The organism is Roseivivax lentus, assembly GCF_900156805.1.
GTDB lineage: Bacteria > Pseudomonadota > Alphaproteobacteria > Rhodobacterales > Rhodobacteraceae > Roseivivax > Roseivivax lentus.
On the sequence record NZ_FTOQ01000013.1, the window covers coordinates 13,641 to 33,859 of the forward strand.

General features: G+C 63.7%; 15 protein-coding genes. 5 read left to right on the forward strand and 10 right to left on the reverse strand.

Features of this window, described 5'->3' with window-relative positions; translation table 11 throughout:
* Positions 1 to 26 precede the first annotated feature (26 nt).
* The 4 genes from BW990_RS16280 (at position 27) to BW990_RS16295 (ending at position 4,888) form a co-directional block, all read left to right on the forward strand.
* On the forward strand, positions 27 to 2,183 hold the full coding sequence (locus BW990_RS16280) for a polysaccharide biosynthesis tyrosine autokinase (RefSeq protein ID WP_268794343.1): 2,157 nt from the start codon (positions 27 to 29) through the stop codon (positions 2,181 to 2,183).
* 82 nt (positions 2,184 to 2,265) lie between these two features.
* A complete protein-coding gene (gene nusG, locus BW990_RS16285; RefSeq protein WP_159441678.1) occupies positions 2,266 to 2,796 on the forward strand; it encodes a transcription termination/antitermination protein NusG in 531 nt (176 codons plus the stop codon).
* Between the two features lie 81 nt (positions 2,797 to 2,877).
* On the forward strand, positions 2,878 to 3,540 hold the full coding sequence (locus BW990_RS16290) for a potassium channel family protein (RefSeq protein ID WP_076449673.1): 663 nt from the start codon (positions 2,878 to 2,880) through the stop codon (positions 3,538 to 3,540).
* A gap of 1 nt (position 3,541) precedes the next feature.
* On the forward strand, positions 3,542 to 4,888 hold the full coding sequence (locus tag BW990_RS16295; RefSeq protein WP_076449675.1) for a TrkH family potassium uptake protein: 1,347 nt from the start codon (positions 3,542 to 3,544) through the stop codon (positions 4,886 to 4,888).
* Between the two features lie 12 nt (positions 4,889 to 4,900).
* Here BW990_RS16295 and BW990_RS16300 read toward each other — a convergent pair whose 3' ends face one another.
* The 5 genes from BW990_RS16300 to BW990_RS16320 all read right to left on the reverse strand — a co-directional run bounded on the left by BW990_RS16300 (position 4,901) and on the right by BW990_RS16320 (position 13,773).
* The gene (locus tag BW990_RS16300; RefSeq protein WP_076449677.1) at positions 4,901 to 6,304 is read right to left on the reverse strand and encodes an alkaline phosphatase D family protein; all 1,404 of its coding nucleotides are present in this window, start codon (positions 6,302 to 6,304) and stop codon (positions 4,901 to 4,903) included.
* A gap of 38 nt (positions 6,305 to 6,342) precedes the next feature.
* Positions 6,343 to 7,287 carry a lysylphosphatidylglycerol synthase transmembrane domain-containing protein gene (locus BW990_RS16305; RefSeq protein WP_076449679.1) on the reverse strand — a complete coding sequence of 315 codons (945 nt, stop codon included), beginning with the start codon at positions 7,285 to 7,287 and terminating at the stop codon, positions 6,343 to 6,345.
* Positions 7,288 to 7,472: 185 nt separating this feature from the next.
* Positions 7,473 to 9,695 carry an NADP-dependent isocitrate dehydrogenase gene (locus BW990_RS16310; RefSeq protein WP_076449680.1) on the reverse strand — a complete coding sequence of 741 codons (2,223 nt, stop codon included), beginning with the start codon at positions 9,693 to 9,695 and terminating at the stop codon, positions 7,473 to 7,475.
* Between the two features lie 296 nt (positions 9,696 to 9,991).
* Positions 9,992 to 11,668 (reverse strand): PAS domain-containing sensor histidine kinase, encoded by a 1,677-nt coding sequence (locus BW990_RS16315; protein WP_076449684.1) that lies wholly within the window; start codon positions 11,666 to 11,668, stop codon positions 9,992 to 9,994.
* Positions 11,669 to 11,760: 92 nt separating this feature from the next.
* Positions 11,761 to 13,773 carry a PAS-domain containing protein gene (locus BW990_RS16320; protein ID WP_076449686.1) on the reverse strand — a complete coding sequence of 671 codons (2,013 nt, stop codon included), beginning with the start codon at positions 13,771 to 13,773 and terminating at the stop codon, positions 11,761 to 11,763.
* A 203-nt stretch (positions 13,774 to 13,976) separates the two neighbouring features.
* Here BW990_RS16320 and BW990_RS16325 point away from each other — a divergent pair, with 203 nt between their 5' ends.
* Positions 13,977 to 14,357 (forward strand): response regulator, encoded by a 381-nt coding sequence (locus BW990_RS16325; RefSeq protein WP_076449688.1) that lies wholly within the window; start codon positions 13,977 to 13,979, stop codon positions 14,355 to 14,357.
* On the opposite strand, the gene BW990_RS16330 is transcribed toward BW990_RS16325, so the two are convergent.
* The 5 genes from BW990_RS16330 to BW990_RS16350 all read right to left on the reverse strand — a co-directional run bounded on the left by BW990_RS16330 (position 14,354) and on the right by BW990_RS16350 (position 20,050).
* Positions 14,354 to 14,671, reverse strand: a complete 318-nt coding sequence (locus BW990_RS16330) for an Hpt domain-containing protein (RefSeq protein WP_076449690.1) — start codon at positions 14,669 to 14,671, stop codon at positions 14,354 to 14,356. The genes BW990_RS16325 and BW990_RS16330 overlap by 4 nt on opposite strands.
* Positions 14,672 to 14,716: 45 nt before the next feature.
* Positions 14,717 to 15,697 (reverse strand): response regulator, encoded by a 981-nt coding sequence (locus BW990_RS16335; protein ID WP_076449692.1) that lies wholly within the window; start codon positions 15,695 to 15,697, stop codon positions 14,717 to 14,719.
* Between the two features lie 258 nt (positions 15,698 to 15,955).
* A complete protein-coding gene (locus BW990_RS16340; RefSeq protein ID WP_200798065.1) occupies positions 15,956 to 17,329 on the reverse strand; it encodes a polysaccharide biosynthesis/export family protein in 1,374 nt (457 codons plus the stop codon).
* Positions 17,330 to 17,363: 34 nt separating this feature from the next.
* Positions 17,364 to 17,966, reverse strand: a complete 603-nt coding sequence (locus BW990_RS16345; protein ID WP_076449694.1) for a YjbF family lipoprotein — start codon at positions 17,964 to 17,966, stop codon at positions 17,364 to 17,366.
* Positions 17,963 to 20,050, reverse strand: a complete 2,088-nt coding sequence (locus BW990_RS16350) for a YjbH domain-containing protein (protein WP_076449696.1) — start codon at positions 20,048 to 20,050, stop codon at positions 17,963 to 17,965. Before BW990_RS16350 ends, BW990_RS16345 begins: the two co-directional genes overlap by 4 nt.
* Between the last annotated feature and the right edge of the window lie 169 nt (positions 20,051 to 20,219).

A 20,219-nucleotide genomic window follows, 5' to 3' on the forward strand; every position in this document is an offset into this window, starting at 1 on the left:
AGAACCGGACCATCATTCGAGGCCACGTGAACACTTCGTACTCATCCCCGATTCAGCGTCCTCAGGACCCGCCGCAACGCGATGACCTTCAGGATAATGAAATCGACCTGATGGAGCTGGCCGGCACCTTGTGGCGTGGCAAGTGGGTCATCGCGCTCTGTGCCGCCGTCGCGATCTTGATCGGTGGCGTTTACGCATATGTTATTGCCGTTCCAAAATATTCGGCTTCCACGACCCTTGCCATCCAACTGCAGGCACCTCCGATCGTTGACATCGAAGCCGTCGTTTCAGGCGTGTCGACCGAAGATGCGAGCCTCAATACCGAGCTGGAAGTGATCCGCTCCCGCGGTATCATCATGCAGCTCGTGGAAGAGATGAGCCTGCTGGACGATCCGGAATTCAACGCAGCATTGCGCCCGGAACCCGCCATCTCTCTCGATCCGATCATGACGTTTCTGCGCAATCTTGCCAGCGCCACGCCCGCAGAGAGCGAAGTGCCTGAATCAGAGAAAATTCGGAACGACACGATCGCCGCCGTCCGCGAGGCCATCTCGGCAAGTGTGATCCGCGATACATATGTGTTCAGAATCTCCATGCGCACGGAAAATGCCGTGAAATCTCAGCGCCTTGTGAATACCTTGGCGCAAATCTACATCACAGATCAGGTGGCCAAGAAATTCCAGGCGACGGAAAACGCCGTCAGCTGGTTGTCAGAGCGCGTCACCGAGCTTGAACGCGACCTCCTCGAACGTGAGGACGAGCTGCAGTCCGCCCGCACCGAAACGGATTTGATCAGTCCCGAAGCGCTCGAGGCCCTGAACCGGCAATTGATCGACCTGCGCAATCGCCTCGGGGAAACCCGGGCGCAGATTGCGGTGCAGGAGCAGCGGCTCGAGCAATATCGCGATCTGCTCGCCGAGAACGATTTCGACGCCCTTGCCACCCGCCTGTCGGACTCGACGCTGAACCGTTTGCGCGCCGAGGCGCTCTCTGGCGACAGCAACGCCATCGACTTGTTCCGGTCACGCGCTGAGCTCTTGATCTCGCGGGAAGAAACAAGCCTCAACCGGTCCCGGTCGCAGGAAACGGCGCTGGCCGCCTCGCTTCAGCGGCAGGAAACCGAGCTCGCCGAACAATCCGACGACCTCGCGCGCCTGGAGCAATTGGACCGCGAAATTCAGTCCATTCAGACGCTGTACGAAACCTTCTTGAGTCGTTTGAAGGAAGCCTCGGTGCAACGGGGCCTTCAGGAAGCGGATAGCCGGGTCCTGTCCACCGCAACACCCGGAGAGTACGTGGAGCCGCGCAAGTCGCTGATCCTGGCGCTGTCAGGCATCCTTGGAATCATGCTTGGCGCTGCGATCATTCTATCGCGCCAGTTCATGCATTCCGGCTTCCGCACCGCTGACGACCTCGAAGAGCATACCGGGCAGACGATTCTCGGTCAGATCCCCAAAATGCCCATCAAGCGGCGCGACCAGCTGATCGATTACCTGAACGCCAAGCCCACCTCTGCCGCGGCCGAGGCGATTCGAAATCTGCGCACTTCGGTCCTCTTGTCGAATGTCGACAATCCGCCCCAGATGATCATGTCGACCTCTTCGCTTCCCGGCGAGGGCAAGACCACGCAGGCGATATCCCTGGCGCATAACCTGGCCGGTATGGGCCGCAAGGTGCTCCTGATCGAGGCCGACATCCGCCGCCGCACCTTCCAGCAATATTTCAAGACCGGGGACGACCATCCCGGTCTCGTGGCCGCGATGATGGAGGAATGCCCGATCGAGGAGGCCGTCATTCGCGATCCACGCATGCCGGTGGATATCCTGATGGGCGACAAGTCGAACCTCAATGCGGCCGATCTTTTCTCCTCCGTGAAATTCAAGGAATTCCTGAAGAGAATCAGAGGCCTCTACGACATCATTATCATCGACACACCGCCGGTTCTGGTGGTACCCGATGCCCGGGTGATCGGCCAGCATTGCGACGCGATCGTGTTTACCACCGCTTGGGACAGGACGACGAAAGTGCAGGTCCGCGAGTCCATGCGCCAGTTCGCCACCGCCAATCTGCGTGTGTCGGGCCTCGTACTCGCGCAGATCGATCCCAAGGGCATGAAGCGCTACGGATACGGCGGCAAGCATGGCGCCTACTCGGCCTATGGTTCGGATTACTACAATTCGTGAGCGGGACGTCGCCGGCTGAGCCGTTGCACTTGCGCAGGCGAAGTGTCACATCCCGGCCAGCTACCGATTGTCCGGAGGGCGCGTGCTGCATCGTCTTGTCCATGAGACCTCTTCGAACTGGTTTGCCGCGCAACTGAGACCCAACGGTCTCAGCATCGCGGAACGGAACCTTTCGCGGCAAGGCTTCAGCCATTTCACGCCGAAACGTTTGGAAACACGGCGGCAGTCCAATCGGGTCGTGACCACACCGCGGCCGCTTTTTCCCGGCTATATCTTCGTTCAGTTCGATCCGCTCGCCCCGCAATGGCGCGCCCTCAACGCCACGCGCGGGCTGACGCGGGTCATCGTGAACGATCCACGGCATCCGACCCCCCTGCCCGACGACTTCATGGCCGCCCTGATGGAGCGCAGCGACGAATCGGGGCTATTGAAACCGCCGCCGGAGTTGAAGCCCGGCGATCGGGTCCGGGTCGTAGCCGGCCCCATGGCAGATCTCGTGAGCCGCATCGAGCGGATGGATGACAACGCGCGCATCCAGCTTCTGATGCATTTCATGGGGCAGGAATCGAGGTTGTCCGTCTCGATGGACATGGTCGAAAAAGTCGACGACTGAACCCTTCCGCAGTTTACGCCTTGTCGCAGGTCGCACCCGCTCCATGCTCTCTCGCACCCACCACGGAACCCTGAGGAGATCATGGCCGAAAAAGCTCGCATCTTTGCTGTCATCGGACTTGGCAATTTCGGATCTACGGTCGCCAAGGAGCTGACCCGGTTCGGAAATCAGGTCATCGGCGTCGATGTCGACGAGGCCCGAGTGACCGCCCATGCCGACGATATCAGCCAGGCCCTGATCGTGGATGCGCGTGACGAGAAGGCGCTTAAGGAGGCGGGCCTCGGCGAGTGCGATATCGCGCTCATCGCACTCGGGTCCGATCTCGAGGCGTCGATCCTGTCGGCGATCAACCTCAAGCTCGTCGGCGTCGAGACGATCTGGGCCAAGGCCCGCACCAAGACCCATCATCGCATCCTGTCCCGGCTGGGCGTCGACCGCATCGTTCATCCCGAGGTGGAGGTGGGTCAACACGTGGCCCAGGTGCTGCACAACCCGCTGATCCGGGACTATATCAGCCTCGGAAACAGCTATTACGTGGTCAATTTCCGGATCCCCGAAAGCCTCGAGGGCAAGAGCCTCGAGGATCTGGCGCACAAGACGGATTTCGACCTGCGCTGCGTCGGCGTAATGCGCGGCACCGAGTTCATCGCGCAGGACGGCGAGCCTTGCACCTTCGAGCGCGACGATCTGCTACTGCTGCTCGGCAAGCGGAACGACCTGCGCCGCTTTGCTGCGAGCCTCTGACATGGCTCTGATCGGTATCCGCTCCACGCTCTGGGGCCGAATCGTCCGGCTGTCGCCTCCCGCGCTCCTGGTCACGCTCTATCTGACCGTCATCTTGGCAGGCGCGATCCTTTTGTGGCTGCCGATCTCGCAACAGGCCGGGATCAGCTTCTTCGACGCGCTCTTCACCGCCACGTCGGCGGTGACCGTCACCGGCCTTGCGGTCGTGGATACCGGCGGCGACTTCACCTTCATCGGGCAGGTCATCCTTGCGCTGCTGATCCAGTTCGGCGGGTTGGGCCTGATGACCTTCGCGGTTTTCGTGCTTTCCGCGATCGGCGTGAAGGTCGGGCTCGGCGGGCGCCTGATCCTGCGCGAGGATTTGAACCAATCCTCAATGGGCGATCTGCTGAAGCTCGTGAAGCTGCTGTTGTCGGTCGCCTTGATCTGCGAGGCAGGCGGCGCCGCGATCCTGGCCTTCGTCTTCGTGCCCGAGATGGGTTGGCTGGACGGCCTGTGGTTCGCGATCTTCCACGCCATCTCGGCCTTCAACAACGCGGGCTTCAGCCTCGAGTCGCAAAGCCTGTCGCCCTGGGTCGGCAACCCCGTGATCAACCTCGTGATCTCCGCGCTGTTCATTCTCGGCGGGCTGGGTTTCGTGGTGCTGGCCGATCTCTACGAGACGCGCCAGTGGCGTGGCCTGTCCCTGCATACGAAGATAATGCTCTACGGCACTGCCGTTCTGATGATCGTGCCCTGGGTGCTGTTCGCGGCGCTGGAATGGACCAACCCCGCAACGCTGGGCCCCCTGTCCATCTGGGACAAGCTGCAGGCCAGCTGGTTTCAGGCGCTGACGCCGCGCACGGCGGGCTTCAACACGCTCGATACCGCCGGCATGCACGAGGCCACGACACTCATGACCATGGCGCTGATGGTGATCGGTGGCGGCTCCACCTCTACCGCCGGCGGGATCAAGGTGACCACGGCGGTCGTGCTCGTGCTCGCCACCATCGCCTTCTTCCGCAAGCGCACGGAATTGCACGCCTTTGGCCGCAGCCTCGCCCTTGATGAGGTGATGAAGGTGCTCGCTCTCACAGTCGTTTCGATCCTGATCCTCGCCTTCGCGCTTTTCGTGGTTTCGATCACTTTCGACGGCCTGTTTCTGACACTGGCCTTCGAGGTGGTCTCGGCCTTCGGCACGGTCGGGCTGTCGATGGGGGCCACGGGCGAGCTCGACGCGCTTGGCCGCGCGACGATCATGGTGGTGATGTTTCTCGGTCGGGTCGGCCCGCTGACTCTTGGCTTCTTCCTTGCCACCCACAGCGTGGCGCGGGTGCGCTATCCGAAGGGGCGTATCTATCTCGGCTGAAGCGGCGAGCGCTCAGATCGCGAGGGACGGCGTGACGCCGCTCTCTTCCAGTGACCAGCGCGCCTGCCATGTCTCGTCGCGGCGGTCGATCATCAGGAAGTTCCGCTCCGCGGTGTAGTTCGTGCCCTGCCCCGGCAAGGGCCGGATGCGGATCGGATGGCCCGCCAGCGGCGCTTCGCCCAGCCGCGCAAAGGTGCCGAGGGTCCAGGCCCAGGCCTTGGGCGGCGCGCGGTGGGAAATGCCCGACGCCACGAGTTGATGCACCGGGCCGCGCCCGCCATCGAGGGTGGCGCGCGTCGCGAGGTGGATCTCTCCCGATACCGCCGTCACCGAGGACCCCGCCGCCTCCATCGCGAGGACTGCGCGCAGCATCCGCTGCCATTCCGCGCGATGGGCGTGGCTTTGCCACTGGTCGCGCAGGTCGTCTTCGTACTTCTGCATCGTCGGCAGCGCGTTCATGATGCGCTCGATGATCGACAGGCGCGGCCCCAGAAGCGGCACGCTGGAGACGAGGATCACCCGATCCGCCACGTCTTGCCGCGCCGCATCGAATGCCGCCCAGCCCGCCGGGCCCATGATCCGCGCCTTGGTCCGTTCGGAGCGCAGATCGGGCGCGAGGATCGTCACACCCGGCAGATCGCGCCGGAAGGACAGGGACGCGCCGCTTTCATCGAGGAACAGTGCCGGGACATCCGCATCGGTCGCCCCGTGCTGGAACAGCAGGAACGCCTCGCGCGCGCATTCGAACAGCAGCTGCCCCACGGGCGAGCCGAGCTTGTCCTCGTCGAGCGACCCCCACCCGTCGCAGATATCGTGATCGTCCCACATCATCAGCGACGGCACCTGCGCGCACATGCGGGAGAACCCCGCGCCGGAATAGGTCTCGACATAGCGGTGCAGGAAGCCCCGGCGCAGATGCGCGCGCAGATCGTCAAGCTCCGCCTCGGAGACACGGTCTGGCACCGCTTCAGGCCAGTCGGCGGTCAGCGGATGGGTGTGGGTGATCTCGTCGGCATAAACCTGATCGCCGCCATGGATCAGCAGGTGGAACGGTGCGGCGCGATGCGTCTCGTCCATGCGCATCCACATCGCGTTGCGCTCGTCCCCGTCGCGGTCGAGATCGCCATGCTCCTCGCCGTTGCAGGAGACGAAGCCGATCCGCAGATCGCCGTCCACATCGGTGGCGATCGGGTGATCCTCCCCGGCGAAGCGATAGGCGGCGTTCTGCCCGCGCGGCACCGCGAAATCGAAGCGCCAGATGCCGGTCGCGTCGATCCGCGTCAGAAGCGTCGCCGCAATCTCGTGCCCGTCCACAACAAACGGACCGGGCGCGTCGGGCCCGTCCGCCGTGACGACGGCGGCGAGATGCAGATGCGTGTCGTCGAGATGACGGAAAATCAGGACCGGGCCGATCATTGCAGCGAACTATCCTTTGGGAAGGTCAGAGGTCACACCTAAGTGGGCGGGTCCTCGGCCTCAACACGCCTGCGACGAATTAGGATCGGCAACACGCCCGGCAACACGGCCGCAAGAAAGACCAGCCCAAAGGCGATGGAGGCGGCAAGACCCGCCGACTCGCTGGCGCCCGCGATGGGAAAGAGGGCGGCGGCGACACCTTCGCGCAGGCCCCAGCCAGCCACCGTGACCGGCACCAGCATCATGAACAGGATCAGCGGCACCAGCCCCAGCACGGCGGCCAGTGGCAGCGACGTGCCGATCGCCATCGCGCAGGCATGAAAGGCGAAGATGTTGCACCCCGCCGTGGTCAGCGCCAGCGGCAATTGCAGCGGCAAGGCCTTCCGGCCCAGAAGCGACGCCTCGAGCGCGGACCACAGATCCTGCAGCGCCCGCCGCTGCGGCCCGGGCAGGAGCCAGCCGAACCACAGGATGAAGGGCAGGCCGAGGCAGACCAGCAACAGGGGCGCCGTGATCGAGGTCAGCCAGACCGGCCAGCGCAGCCCGCCCGGCTGGATCGTGGTGATGACATAGGTGACCGCGAAGATGGCGAAGATGCCCGCCTGCTGCGACAGCCGTTCGAAGAAGACCGCCTGCGCCGCCCTGAGCAGGCCCGCGGGCTTGCGCATCCGGTAGGCCCGGCCCGCATCCCCCATCATGCCGCCGGGCAGCGACTGGTTGACGAATTGCGACATGTAATATTCGCGGACCGCGTGACGGTAGCTCATCGGTTGCCGAAGCCGCCCGGCGATCAGCTTCCAGCGCCAGGCCGACAGAAGCGTCTGCAGCGTCATCACCGCCACCGCCAGCGCGATCCAGCCCGGATCCGCGCGGCGCAGGATGCGCAGCGCTTCCTGCCCGTCCACCGCCATCCACAAGAGCGTCAGCAGCGTCACGCTCACCGCGATCTGGACGAGGCGCAATTGGCGTCGCGACAATCCCATCGGTGGCGTCTATCCTGCCCGTGATCCCATGCCGATGCTTTACGCCGGGCGGGCCTTCCGCACAATGATCGCGGCGATACGGAGCACAGTTCTTGCCACCTGCCGTCACCCGCTGACCGCAGCATGCAATGAAAAAACCCGCCGGCACGGGGCCGGCGGGTTCAGCATGTCGCGAGACGCGGCGATCAGCCGATGATGTCGTTCAGCGTCTTCGAGGGCCGCATCACCGCCGAGGTCTTCGCCTCGTCGGTATGGTAATAGCCGCCGAGATCCACTGCCTGGCCTTGCGCTTCGGCAAGCTCCGCGACGATCGCGTCGGCATTCTCGGTCAGCACCTTGGCGATGGGCGCGAAATGCGCCGCGATCTCGGTGTCCTTGGTCTGGGTGGCCAGCGCCTGCGCCCAGTAGAGCGCGAACCAGAAATGGCTGTCGCGGTTATCCGGCTGGCCGACCTTGCGCGAGGGCGAACGGTCGTTGTCGAGCACCCCTTGCGTCGCGGCCTCAACGCCTTCGCCCAGCACCCGGGCCTTTTCGTTGTCGCGCGCATCGGCCAGGAATTTCAGGCTTTCCGCAAGCGCGCAGAACTCGCCCAGGCTGTCCCAGCGCAGGTGGTTTTCCTCCACGAGCTGCTGGACGTGCTTCGGGGCCGAGCCCCCTGCCCCAGTCTCGAAGAGCCCGCCGCCATTCATCAGCTTCACGATGGACAGCATCTTGGCGGAGGTGCCGAGCTCGAGGATCGGGAAGAGATCCGTCAGATAGTCGCGCAGCACGTTGCCGGTGATGGCGATGGAGTTCTCGCCCTTGCGGATGGTCTCCAGCGTCTGGCGGGTCGCTTCGCGCGGGGCCATGATCTGGAACTTGTCGGCCACGCCCTCGGCCTCGAGGATCGGCTTGACCATCTTGATCAGCTCGGCGTCATGGGCCCGGTTCTCGTCGAGCCAGAAGATCGCCTCGCAGCCTTCCGCGCGCTGACGGTCGATGGCGAGCTTCACCCAATCCTCGATCGGCGCCTTCTTGGCCGAGGCCGAACGCCAGATATCGCCTGCCTCGACGCTGTGTTCGTGGATCACGTCGCCATTGGCGGCGATCATGCGCACCTTGCCGTTGGCCGGGATCTCGAAGGTCGTCGGGTGCGAGCCGTATTCCTCGGCCTTCTGGGCCATCAGGCCGATATTCTGCACCGTGCCCGAGGTCGTCGGGTCCAACGCGCCGGTCTTTTTGAAATACTCGATCGTCTCGTCATAGACGGGCGCGTAGGAGCTGTCGGGGATCACGCAATTGGTGTCGTGCTGCTGGTCGTCCGGACCCCAGCCCTTGCCGCCGGCGCGGATCAGCGCGGGCATCGAGGCGTCGATGATGACGTCCGACGGCACGTGCAGGTTGGTGATGCCCTTGGCCGAATCGACCATGTACATCGGCGGACGCTCCGCCATCACGCGCTCCACCTCGGCCTTGATCTCGGCACCGTTCGGCATGTCCTCGATCCGCGCCATCAGGTCCTTGATGCCGGAATTGGGGTTCACGCCGGCGGCTTTCAGGTCCTCGCCGTACTTCTCGAAGACCGGCTTGAGGAATTCCTTGACCGCGTGGCCGAAGATGATCGGGTCCGAGACCTTCATCATCGTGGCCTTCATGTGCAGCGAGAAGAGGATGCCGTCTTCCTTGCTGGCCCCGATCTGCTCGGCCAGGAAGGCATCGAGCTTCGCCGCCGACATGTAGGTCGCATCGACCACCGTGCCCTCGGGGAAGCTGACGCCGTCTTTGAGCACGGTGACGCTGCCATCTTCCGCGACATGCTCGATCTTCGCCGCCCCCGCCTGGGCGCCGTTCAGCGTCGTGGAGGTCTCGTTCGAGAAGAAGTCGCCGTCGGACATGCAGGCCACGCGCGTCTTGCTGTCCGGGCTCCAGCCCCCCATCGAATGGGGATTGGCCATGGCGTAGGATTTCACCGCCGCCGCCGCGCGCCGATCCGAGTTGCCTTCGCGCAGCACCGGGTTCACCGCCGAGCCCTTGATCGCGTCGTAGCGCGCGCGGGCGTCCTTCTCGGCGTCGGTTTCGGGCGCGTCGGGATAGTCGGGGATGTCGTAGCCCTGCGCCTGCAGTTCCTTCACAGCCGCGACGAGTTGCGGCACCGAAGCGGAGATATTCGGCAGCTTGATGACGTTGGCATGCGGTTCCTTGACCAGCTTGCCCAGTTCCGCGAGGTCATCGCTTTGCTTCTGCGCGTCGCTCAGACGCTCGGGGAAGGCCGCGAGGATCCGCCCCGCGAGCGAGATGTCCTTCATGCCGATGGACACGCCCGCCGCCGCCGCGAAGGTGCGGATGATCGGCAAAAGCGAGTGCGACGCGAGTTCCGGGGCCTCGTCGACCTTGGTGTAGATGATATCGGGCGTGTGCGAATCCGACATGGCTGGTGTCCTTTCATCCGTTTGAGCGCTCTATACCCGTTCGGTATACCATGGTCTACCGAAATTTCTGCAGCCTGTGCGTTTGTGGGTCCCAAGATCTGAACCCCGCGATCCCGCACCGGCGATCATCGGAAACGGGCGTGATCCGTCTGCCGTTGTATCGCACAGGAAGGGGCATGACATAAACCGTCCCGCGCGGCGTCACGCAGGCTTCCGGCGCATCTTCGCGCGCCGGACGACAGGGCTTGGCGGTTGTGGGAAACCTGGGGATGCGCCGGCGCGACGGCCCGGATGGCTCAGGCGGCCTTGTCGGTCTCGAGCGCCTGCATCTGCGCCTTCGGCATGTCGAAGTAGAAGCAGCTGCCCTCGCCCAGGCGGCTCTCCACGTGAATGGAGGCACTGTGCTTGTCAAGGATGCGCTTGGTGATGGCGAGGCCGAGGCCGGTGCCTTCGCGGCGCACGCCGTCGGCGGCCTGAAGCTGCGCGAAAGTATCGAAGAGCTTCTTGATCCCGTCCTCGGAGATGCCGGGACCGCGATCGCGCACCGCGACGCGCCACGCCGTGCCGTGATCGGTCACGGACACATCGACCACGTCGCCTTCGTAGGAATACTTCGCCGCGTTCGAGATCAGGTTGGCCATGACCTGCATCAGCCGCGCCGGATCGCCCTCGATCATCGCGCCCGACCGATCCGAGGAATAGGCGAGGCCGACCTTGAGCCCGCTCGCATAGGTCTGGTGCGAGACGACCGCGTCGCGGATCAGCACATCGAGGTCGATATGCTCCTTCTCGAACCGCATCTGGCCCGCCTCGATCTTCTCGAGGTCGAGTATGTCGTTGACAATGAACAAAAGCCGGTCGGTGTTGCGCGCCGCGATCTTCAGAAGCTCGCCCGCCTGCGAGGTCAGATCGCTCGTGAAGCGGCCCTCCAGCATCTTCAGCGCGCCCGCGATCGAGGTCAGCGGCGTGCGCAATTCATGGCTGACCATGGACACTGAGGACAGCTTGGCCCGCGCCAGCGCCTGCCGTTCGGTCACGTCCCGCACGAGCGAGATGAAGACCATTTCGCCATTGGCCTGCTCGAACAGCCGGGTCGAGATCTCGGTCGGTGTCTCGGACTCGTTGGTCAGCGAGAAGGTCGTCTCGACATCACCGCGCACCAGCGGTGCGAGCCGCTCGCGGATACGGGCCTCGTCAAGCTGGGGATCGATGTCGAGGATACGCCGCCGCAAGGCCTCGTCCTGTGTCCAGCCGTGGCGCTGACAGGCGGAATTGTTCATGTAGGTGATCGACAGGTCGGTCAGCCGGTAGATGTAGACCTCGTCCTGCAGGTTATCGAGAAGGCCGCGCACCTGCCTGTCCGCCGCCGCAGCGCGCAGGCTGGTCACATCCGACCGGATCGAGATCGCCTTGATGAGCCGCCCGGACTTGTCGGTGATCGGCACGATCGTCGCCTGGAACCAGCGTCGCTCGCCGGATTTCATTACGGCGGAGTGTTCACCCGACCAGGAGATGCCCTTCGAGATCTTTTCGCGGATCTCGAGAAAGACCCGCGTCCCGTCCTTCCCGTCGTAAAGGAAATGGGGTGTCCGGCCGATGCATTCATGGCGCGAATAGCCGAAGGTCTCGGCGAACCGCTCGTTCACGTCGATGATCTCTCCGGCGGAATTCGTGACCGACACGATGGCATGCGTATCGAGCGCGCCGCGCATCGCCGCGTTTTCCTTCAACTGCATCGAGAGGATCTGCGATTGTTGCTTGTTATAGGTCTGCAACTGGAAGAACGCGCAGCTCGCCACGATCAGCACGGTACTGGTCAGCAGGTAGATATCGAAGGACAGGTAATCGGTCGCGGGCGAGAATTCGAGGATGGTCAGGATCGCGAACGCAACCAGCAGACCGGACACGACAAGCGCACCGCCCAGAGTGGAACGATACCGGGACAGCGCCCGCCTGATCCGTTCTGCTCTCATCCTTGCCCCTCCTGCCGCACAATTCGGCTCGTAAATCCTTTATTATCCCCGAATTAGGACAAGACTTTGGCAGGTAAGGGACGCTTTACGGGTCATGCCGCGTCGCTGGTGCGCGCGCGGTATGCCGTGCGCGTCAACACGAACTCGATCCGGTCGGTCTCGGACCCGACCCGCCGATACCGAAGCGCGGCCCCGCCTTTGCGCGCGAGACGATCCGCAATGACCAGATCGAGGCCGGGATCGTCGCCCTCGGCACTGCCGCAATCCAGCGTGAAACGATCCCCGAAGACCGTGCCCGGAAGCACATTCGGATAGCGCGGGCCCGTCACCTCGAAGACAAGGACGAGCAATTCGTCCTCTTCCCGCAGATCGACGGACAGATCGGGCGCCGGGTAGGCGTGCGAGATGTGGCGCAACACGGCATTGAGCGCGCGCGACAGCTCGTTGGCGCTGCCCTGAACCGAGAGGCGGGCGTAATCCGGCATGACCCGTGCGATCGGCTCACCCAGCACCGTGCGGCCCTGCACGAGCGGCGACAGCAGGCCTTCGAGACAAAGGTCCGTCACTGGCGCCGCGTTGCCACCCGCCTCGATGTCGGAGATATCCAGAATGCGGTCAAGAAGCCCCAGAAGCTGCCGCCCCGAGGCACCAATGCGGTTACCGGTTCTCGCGATATCCTCAACGAACGGGCTGAGCGATTCCTTGGACACGTCCTCCGGCAGCCCCTTGTAGCTTCCGAGGTTCTGCGGATTTTCGAGAAACGCGGCATAGCCCAGCAGCACCGAAAGCGGCGTGCGCAATTCGTGGCTCATCTGGTCGAGAAAGATCGATTTGGCATGGTTCGCGGCCTCGGCGGCCTGCCGCGCCTGAACCAGCTCGGTGATGTCGACGCGGAAGCCCACGGTGCTGCCATCGGCCAGCAGTTTCTCCGACACCTTCAGCCAGCGGCCATCGGTCAGACGTTGGACGGTCGCACCATCGAGGGTGCGATGCCGCCGCATCCGTTCCTCGAACCAGGCGTCTTCGCGACCGATCGCATCGAGGTACTCGCCCCTGTCCACGCCGAACCGGATGATGTCGGCGAAGGAGGTGCCGGGCGTCATCTTCTCTGCGGAGAGCGGGTAGTAATTGCGATAGGCATCGTTGCTGGTCAGGAAGCGATCATTGGCGTCGTAGATCGCGAAGCCGTCGTCAATCGCGTTGATCGAATCCTGAAGACGGTCCTCGGCCCGGCGACGCGCGGCATGAAAGCGGTCGAGAAGAATGTAAACGAAGAAGACGAACGCGCCGAGACCGGCGAAGAGCGCCCAGATCGAAGCGGTATCGGAGGCCGAGGTCGGCCATCCCACGCTCGGCGCTGCGGTCAGCGTCCATTTCTGGTCGAGGGCCTCGACCGGCACCTCGATCGCCGCGGAAGGCAGAAGGTCGGAGGCACCGAACACCGAAGGTCTGCCCGTGACCGGATCGCCGATAACCGCAAAATCGAGCCCGCTGGCGGTCGCGACATCTGCAACCGCGTCGAACGCATCGTCGATCCGGGCCACGATCGACACAACGCCCCAGGGGCTATTGGTTATCAAATCGTCCACCCCGACCCGGACGATCAGTCCGCGTCCGCCCTGCGCCAGATCCACGGGGCCCGCAATGACCGGTTTCCGGCTGGCCATGGCCGTCAGGACGCCGGGATATTGATCGGGCAGGTTTCGGTAATCGATGCCGATGACGCTGTCGTTCGGGCCCCTCGGGTAGACATGGCGCACCACGAGATCCGGAGCCGCGGCGATGTTCAGGATTTCGATCCCGTCGTCCAATCCCACGGCATCCGCGCTGAAGCGCGCCGCGATCTTGGCGAAGACCTCGTCAGAGATATCGGTATCGCGCGCGACGGCCGTGGCCACGCCCCGCGCAATGAAGGCGAGGCCTTCGATGTTGGCTTCGATCTGATCGGCAAGCCGTTGTGCCTGCGCTTCGACCTCCAGCCGTGATGTCGCCTTGTCGTATGACAGGGACTTGTCAACGACGAACAGGCTTGCCACGCAGACCGCGATGAGGATCGAAATCGCGATAGTCGTATGGCGTGGAAGAGAAGACCGTTTCTTCAGCATCACGGAGACCACCCAGGTTACCGATATTTTTTGATACGCGAAACACAGAACGGGGCTACAACCAATCCGGGAGGATTATCCGGATAATCCAATGATATTACAGGCCTAAAACACTCTGGCCGTAAATACGTTGCCAAAAGTCAACGCAATGTTGGATGGCATCTTTTCCGGTTTCGAGTAGCATCTCCAAAACGGGGTCGAAGATGCCAGCACTGAACACTGTCCTCCACGTGGAGGACGACGCCGACATTCAGGAAATCGCCCGCCTTGCGCTCGAAATGGTGGGCGGCTTGCAGGTGCACCAATTTTCGGCGGGCCAGGCAGCAGTGGCCGCGGCCCCTTCCCTTTCGCCCGATTTGATCCTGCTCGACCAGATGATGCCCGAGATGAACGGCGAGGAAACGCTGGCCGCGCTGCGGGAGGTGCCGGGCTACGAGACGCTTCCGGTGGTGTTCATGTCGGCGCAGACGCATGACAGTTCCGCTGCATTGGTGGCACGGACGGGCGCGGCGGGCTTCATCTCGAAGCCGTTCGACCCGATGACCCTGACCGACGACATCAAGGCGCTTCTGAAACAGGGTTAAGCGGCGCTTTCGATTTCGAGGATCTCGTCGATATCGTCCAAAAGGGAATCCATGGCCGCACGCAGCGTGGCGTCCTTCAGGGGCGCGCCCTGCTGCGGCATCGCCTCGATGGCATTGTCGATCTGCGCCGCGCGCGCGCCAAGCGCCGCGAACCCGAGGCTCCCGGCCACGCCCGCAATGCGATGCACCCGCATCCGGATCTCGGCCCAGACGCGGGAAGCGCTGTTGGGGTCGTCGAGCAGGTCGACCAGGCTTTCCATCTCGGCAAGCCGCTCCTCGAGACCATCGAGAAAGCGCTGACGGATCGCCTGCATGGGATCATCCGTCGCGAATCTGACTGCATTGGCCTGCGACACTGTTTAGATCCCCGCCATCAAACGATCGAGAAATCCGCTGCGCGGCGCGGAATGCGCCATGCTTTGCACACCGAGCCGCGTGATCGTCGCCGCGACCTCCTCGGCATCCATCACCGCCTCGCGCAGCGCCTGGATCCGGCCCGCGCGTGTCAGGGTACGCGTGGTGCCGGTCCCGATAATGATTTCCGGGATCACCGTGTTGCCCGACGCAAGCACGAAATCGAGCCCGCCCGCTTCCGTCAGCACCATCCGCGCGACCTCGTCCACCGTCATGTCGGTGTGCCCGTGGACCACGAAGGACAGGATGCCGTTGCCGCTATGGGTGATGAAGAAGCTGCTGCCCGCCAGCACGTCGGTCACCGCATCGGCCACGGAATTGACGATCAGGCGGAACTCGTCGGGCGTGGCCTTGCGGTGCAGATCGACGATATTGGCGATCTTGACCGCGAAGAACTGCATGCCTGCAAAGCCGTTCGGGATCCGTTCAAGATAGGCGTCGAGCGCCATGTTGTCGATCGCACCCGGCACGTCGTCGAGCATGAACGCCTCGGACACCAGCACCTTCCTGGCCGTCGTGGTGCCGGTTTGCGCCGCGATCTGGCGCTGCTGGCTCGAGATTTGATCGGCAAGGCGCAGGCGCACGCCAAGCTCGGTCGCGTCGAGCGGCTTGGTGACGTAATCGTTGGCCCCCGCGGCGAATGCCCGGTCGAAATGCTTCTTCTCGTCGAGACGAGAGATCATCAGGATCGGGGTTGTGGCATAGGTCGGCATGCGGCGGACCGTTTCGCACAGCGCGACACCGTCCATGCCCGGCATCACGATGTCGAACAGCAGGCAGTCAAACGGCTGCTCGACGGTTTCCAGCACAGACAGCGCATGTTCGGCCGAGCGCGCCGTCACGAGGTCGGTATAGCCCGCCTGCCCGAGGCTCGTTTCCAGCAAGTCCAGGATGATGGGGTCATCGTCGACCGCGAGGATTCGCATGATGGGCTCCTGTCCGTTCCGAGAAGGGCGTTGTTATATCGGGTCGAGCATGGCGACCGATCGTGGTCGAAATGGGGCAAGTCCGGGGCAGTCTTTCCCCATTCCGTGTCAGGGCGGAAAACATGGCTTTGCAATTTTCCGAATTCGAAACAAATCGTTCGCAAATCCGATACGGGCCCACACAAAGGAAAGCCCCTGCGAACCGGTCGCAGGGGCTTCGAAGATGACCCCGCCGCGCAGCGGGGCTGTTTCCTGAGTTTATTGCACGGCCGTCCGCAGCGAGGACGCCGCCACGTTGATCAGCGACGGCAGGACCTGGTTCAGGGCGCGGCTCCACTTCGTAATCGGCTGCTCCTCGACGAAGACAATGTCGTTCGGGCGCATCTGGAACCGGGTGGCCAGCGTCAGGTTGGCCGCATTAGATGCGTCCAGGTGCCACGCCGTCACCGCGCCGAACTCCGCAGGGTTGTTTGACGCGCGCAGCACGTAGATCTCCGACGGATCGCCCGTGACCGTCGGCATGCCACCGCTGTCATACAGAACATCCGCCAGCGTCACCTGCTGCTCGAAAGGCATCACGTAGCGGCTCTGTTCGGTGACCTCGCCCGCGAGATAGACGTAATCGCGGGCTTCCGCGCCAAGCTCGAGCCGGGATGTGAAGTTTTCGCGCCGCTCGTTCAGCTCGCCGCGCTGCAGATTGACCGTCGCCTGCAACTCTTCGATGGCGGCGGTGCGCGCATCCCGGCGGACATTGATGACGTCGATCCGCGACCGGTAGAATTCCAGCGCCTGCTCGAGGTCATAGCTTGTATCCACGTAGACCGCGTCCCCGTTGATGAGGGTCTTGCGCTGCAGGTCGGGCCGCGCGAGGAAATCCTCGAACGGGATCTGGTAGAGCGAGCCGTCGCGATAGATCCGGATGGAGGCGAATTCCTCGTTCGAGACCTGGACACCGCCGGCCGCTGTGATCGCCTCGCCGAGATCGAGCGTATTGAGCGTGATCGGCACGAGGGTCGGATTGCCGACCGCACCGCCCACGACCACGCGCTTCGAATTGAACTCCGCGATCTCGAGCGAGAAAGCCGGGTCGATCTGGTTGTCGACCAGCGCCTCGAAGACGCGGGCCTCGGCTTCCTCGATCGTCATGCCTGCCAGCTGCACCGTGCCCAGATCGGGGATCGCGATCGCGCCGTCGTCGCGGACCGTGTAGCCTTGCCGCGCGTTCTGCGCCGCCAGCAGACCCGACAATTCCTCGACCGTGGTGCCCGCGGATTTCGTCGCCAGCAGGACCACGTCGCCGACACCGATCCGGTAGGGCTGCGGCGCCACGTCGGGGGGGATGCGCAGTTCCAGCGTGCGACGCTGTTCGTCAGGCAGGAAGGGTTCGGGCGGCAGCGCGTCGATGCCGCGCAATTGCGAGCCACCCGCCGCGCGGAAATAGATCTCGGGCAGCGACCGCGGCGTGTAGCTTTGCCGGTTGGCCACGAGCACGGTCTGCGGGTCGACATCCACGACGCGCACCTCCGTGCCGCCCGATTGCTGGGACACGCTGGGTGAATTGTAACTGATCCCGCAGCCTGCCAGCGCGATGGCCAGTGTCGCCAAGATCGATCCGAACAGCGCTCTGTTCATAACACGTCCCTCTTTCCGATCCGGTGCGGCCGGATCATTTCAGTCTTTCGGTCTGGATGTGGGCGACACTTTCGCCGATCCATTGCCGGGAACGCAACACGGTCCCGTCCGACCCGACCCAATAGCGATTGGTGACCGTGCGTTCCGGCGTGGCGCAGACTTCCTCGATCCGGGTGGTGCGGTAGGTCCGGTCGATGATGGTCAGCGTCTCGGGCGCGCGGCTTTCCACGATGCATTGGAAGCTCTCGAAGTACGGCTGGTATTCGCCGTCGAGCATGGTGTGGAACCGCGGGTAATAATCGCCGCCGTCGCGCCCTTGGAGCGCGGCTATGGTGCCGGTCACATCCGCCGACATCAGGTCGTCGCCAAGCGACCGCGTCGCCACGATCACGCCGTTTCTGGTGGAGATCTCGGAGAAATTGTCGAGCGTGCGCCAGTTGATGACACCGTAGAGCCGTTCCGCGGGCTGTACCGTCGACTCGGTCTGAATGCCCTCGACCGCGATATAGAGAAGCTCGTTCTCGACGGTCGCGACGATCTCGGGCGTCAGCCCCGCGCGCAACGTGCCGAGCGGCGGTCTCTCTGTGCAGGCCGCCAGAAGGGCCGTCAGAAGGAAAAGTCTGATGATCCGCGTCATTTCCAGAACCTGCCCCAATCGTCCTGCAGGTCGGGACGATGATTGTCGTCCACCAACTCGTAGAGACGGTTGCGGATATTCACCTTGGCGCCGCCGTCCCGCAGGATCGGCCGCAGGATGTAGTTGAACTCGTTCGTCGTGGGCGTACCGCGGACCCAGTCGATCGGAATGGTGATCATCAGGCCCTTGTCGAAGGAGCCTTCGCCGAACTCGTCAAAGGGCACGTCGGTCAAGGTCGCGAAGGCGCCCACGCGCCAGCCATTCTTGAAGGTGCGCTGCAGCGTCAGGGTCGCGCCCCAGTCACCCGCAAGATAGCGCCCTGCATCGACCCGCGCCTCGAAACCGTTCTCGAAGGTGTAGTAGACCGTGGCGTGGCCGGTCGCCACTTCGTAGTCCTGGAAGCCGAACCCCTGTTCGAACTCGCGCTGCTTGACGTAATTCGCCTCCACCCCGAAGGCGAGGTCGCTGCCTACCGGCTTCCATAGAAGCTCGGTCGAGATGCCGCCATATTGCGTCTCGAAATAGCCGACCGTGACGCGCGCATAGAAGTCCTGCGCGGGTTTGAAGAAATAGTTGCCCGTCAGGTAGGTCATGAAGGTGTCGGCGTTGCGCTGGAAGATGTTCGTCTCGGAGCGCACCTTCGGCAGCACTGAATCCGACGGACGGGTGGACTCGTCCAGCGTCCCCTCGATGCGCTGGCGCACTGCGCCCTCGAAGAGAACGCCCGCCACAGGCTCGACCGAGGCGTTCACCTCCACGCCAACGTCGAAGCGCGCAGGATCGTCCGGATCGAAGAAGCTGGGCGTCAGGTAAGGTCGGATGTTCCAGTCGAAGCGCGGGTAGATATCGGCGAACGGCCGGACCTCGGTGGTCGCAGCCTCGATCCGTGCCCGCGCATAGCTGGACCAGCTGTTGTCGAGGTCATAGGCCAGCTCTTCCATGTCGTCGCGCCGGATGACGATCTGCGAGGCGCGGATACCGCGCACGGTCGGCACGATGACGAAGGTATCGACCGCCGGCGGCATGGAGGCCGTCAGGATGCGCGCCGTCCGCCCCACCGCCTGCGCCGTCGTGCGGTAGCGCTGGTTCTCGATTTCCACGCGAACGGTGCTGGCGTCGAGCCGGAAGGCGTGCAACGCAATCCCGTCGGCCAGCATCACGTCCCGTACCTGGCCGATGGCCGCTTGCCCATTGTCCGGCAGCGTCCAGCCGAGCGCTTCGGCATCAACGGAGGAGCGCGGCGTGACCGGATAGGGCGCGGCCTCCAGACCCACGGAATTCGGCGGCCGTTTCGGATTGATGGCGTAGGTCAGCTGCAGCCCGACGGCGGAGCCGTACATGTAGGCCGCCGTCAGGGATAGGTCCTGCCGGACCTTGTAGGTCATCCCGAAGTTCCAGGGCGACTCGTAGTCGAACGTCGGGCCGTCTTCGGTCGAATATTCGTCAGAGGAATATTCGACAGCGAAGCTCAGACGCTCGCTGGCCTGAAACTCGAGCCCCCCGAAGAAGGCCGCATCGCCGCGGAAGATCTGGTCGAATTCGGCTTCGCCACCGACCCCGAAATCACGGCCCGGGCGCGTCTCGAAGGCGTCATTGAGCACGCCCAGCGGGTTGCGGAACCCGTTCCGCTCTCCAAGTCGCCCCCAACCGATACCGCCAGTGGCCAGAAGGCGGGGCATCAGATGCTTCGTGGCGACAAGGTATTCGCCCGAGTAAATGCCCGTGCCGAACAGGTCGTTGATGCCGAGCGCAAGGGCAGGCCGATACTGCCGTTCCTCAAGCATCTGGTAATGGATCGAGAAACTTCGGTCGAAATTCGTGTCGCCGCCGCGGAAGTCATCGATGCTGGAATACCGAAAAGATCCGGTCACCCGAGGCAGGATCTGAAAGGCGCCGGTAATCCGCGTCGTGCCCTCGAACTGGCTCACGGAAAAGCCAAGCTCCGCATCCGGCAGGACAAGCGCGTTCGGCATGTCGACCATGCCGGGCATGCCGAAGAAGTTGTAGCGTGTCTCGAAGCTCGATTGCGCTACGGCACTGCTTGCTGCGCAGATGAACGCAATCGTAGCCGGTGCGCGAGTCACGTGAAGCCCCCCTTGGAAACAGCTTGTCCTTAGGCCAAGACGCTGTGACGGGCACCCCCTGCCCCCCTCACAATTCGTCGCGCCCGCGGACCGTGTTGCCCAAGCGACACAAAATTGCCACGGGATTGCGCATGTTGTGCCGGCCCTGCGCGGAAACCCGCTGCCGGCG

Bases quoted from the DNA above. Each gene is read 5' to 3' on its own strand.
- BW990_RS16290 (WP_076449673.1), top strand. From the start codon at position 2,878: ATGGCCGAAAAAGCTCGCATCTTTGCTGTCATCGGACTTGGCAATTTC.
- BW990_RS16295 (WP_076449675.1), top strand. From the start codon at position 3,542: ATGGCTCTGATCGGTATCCGCTCCACGCTCTGGGGCCGAATCGTCCGG.
- BW990_RS16300 (WP_076449677.1), bottom strand. From the start codon at position 6,304: ATGATCGGCCCGGTCCTGATTTTCCGTCATCTCGACGACACGCATCTG.
- BW990_RS16305 (WP_076449679.1), bottom strand. From the start codon at position 7,287: ATGGGATTGTCGCGACGCCAATTGCGCCTCGTCCAGATCGCGGTGAGC.
- BW990_RS16310 (WP_076449680.1), bottom strand. From the start codon at position 9,695: ATGTCGGATTCGCACACGCCCGATATCATCTACACCAAGGTCGACGAG.
- BW990_RS16315 (WP_076449684.1), bottom strand. From the start codon at position 11,668: ATGAGAGCAGAACGGATCAGGCGGGCGCTGTCCCGGTATCGTTCCACT.
- BW990_RS16320 (WP_076449686.1), bottom strand. From the start codon at position 13,773: ATGCTGAAGAAACGGTCTTCTCTTCCACGCCATACGACTATCGCGATT.
- BW990_RS16325 (WP_076449688.1), top strand. From the start codon at position 13,977: ATGCCAGCACTGAACACTGTCCTCCACGTGGAGGACGACGCCGACATT.
- BW990_RS16330 (WP_076449690.1), bottom strand. From the start codon at position 14,671: ATGCAGGCGATCCGTCAGCGCTTTCTCGATGGTCTCGAGGAGCGGCTT.
- BW990_RS16335 (WP_076449692.1), bottom strand. From the start codon at position 15,697: ATGCGAATCCTCGCGGTCGACGATGACCCCATCATCCTGGACTTGCTG.
- BW990_RS16340 (WP_200798065.1), bottom strand. From the start codon at position 17,329: ATGAACAGAGCGCTGTTCGGATCGATCTTGGCGACACTGGCCATCGCG.
- BW990_RS16345 (WP_076449694.1), bottom strand. From the start codon at position 17,966: ATGACGCGGATCATCAGACTTTTCCTTCTGACGGCCCTTCTGGCGGCC.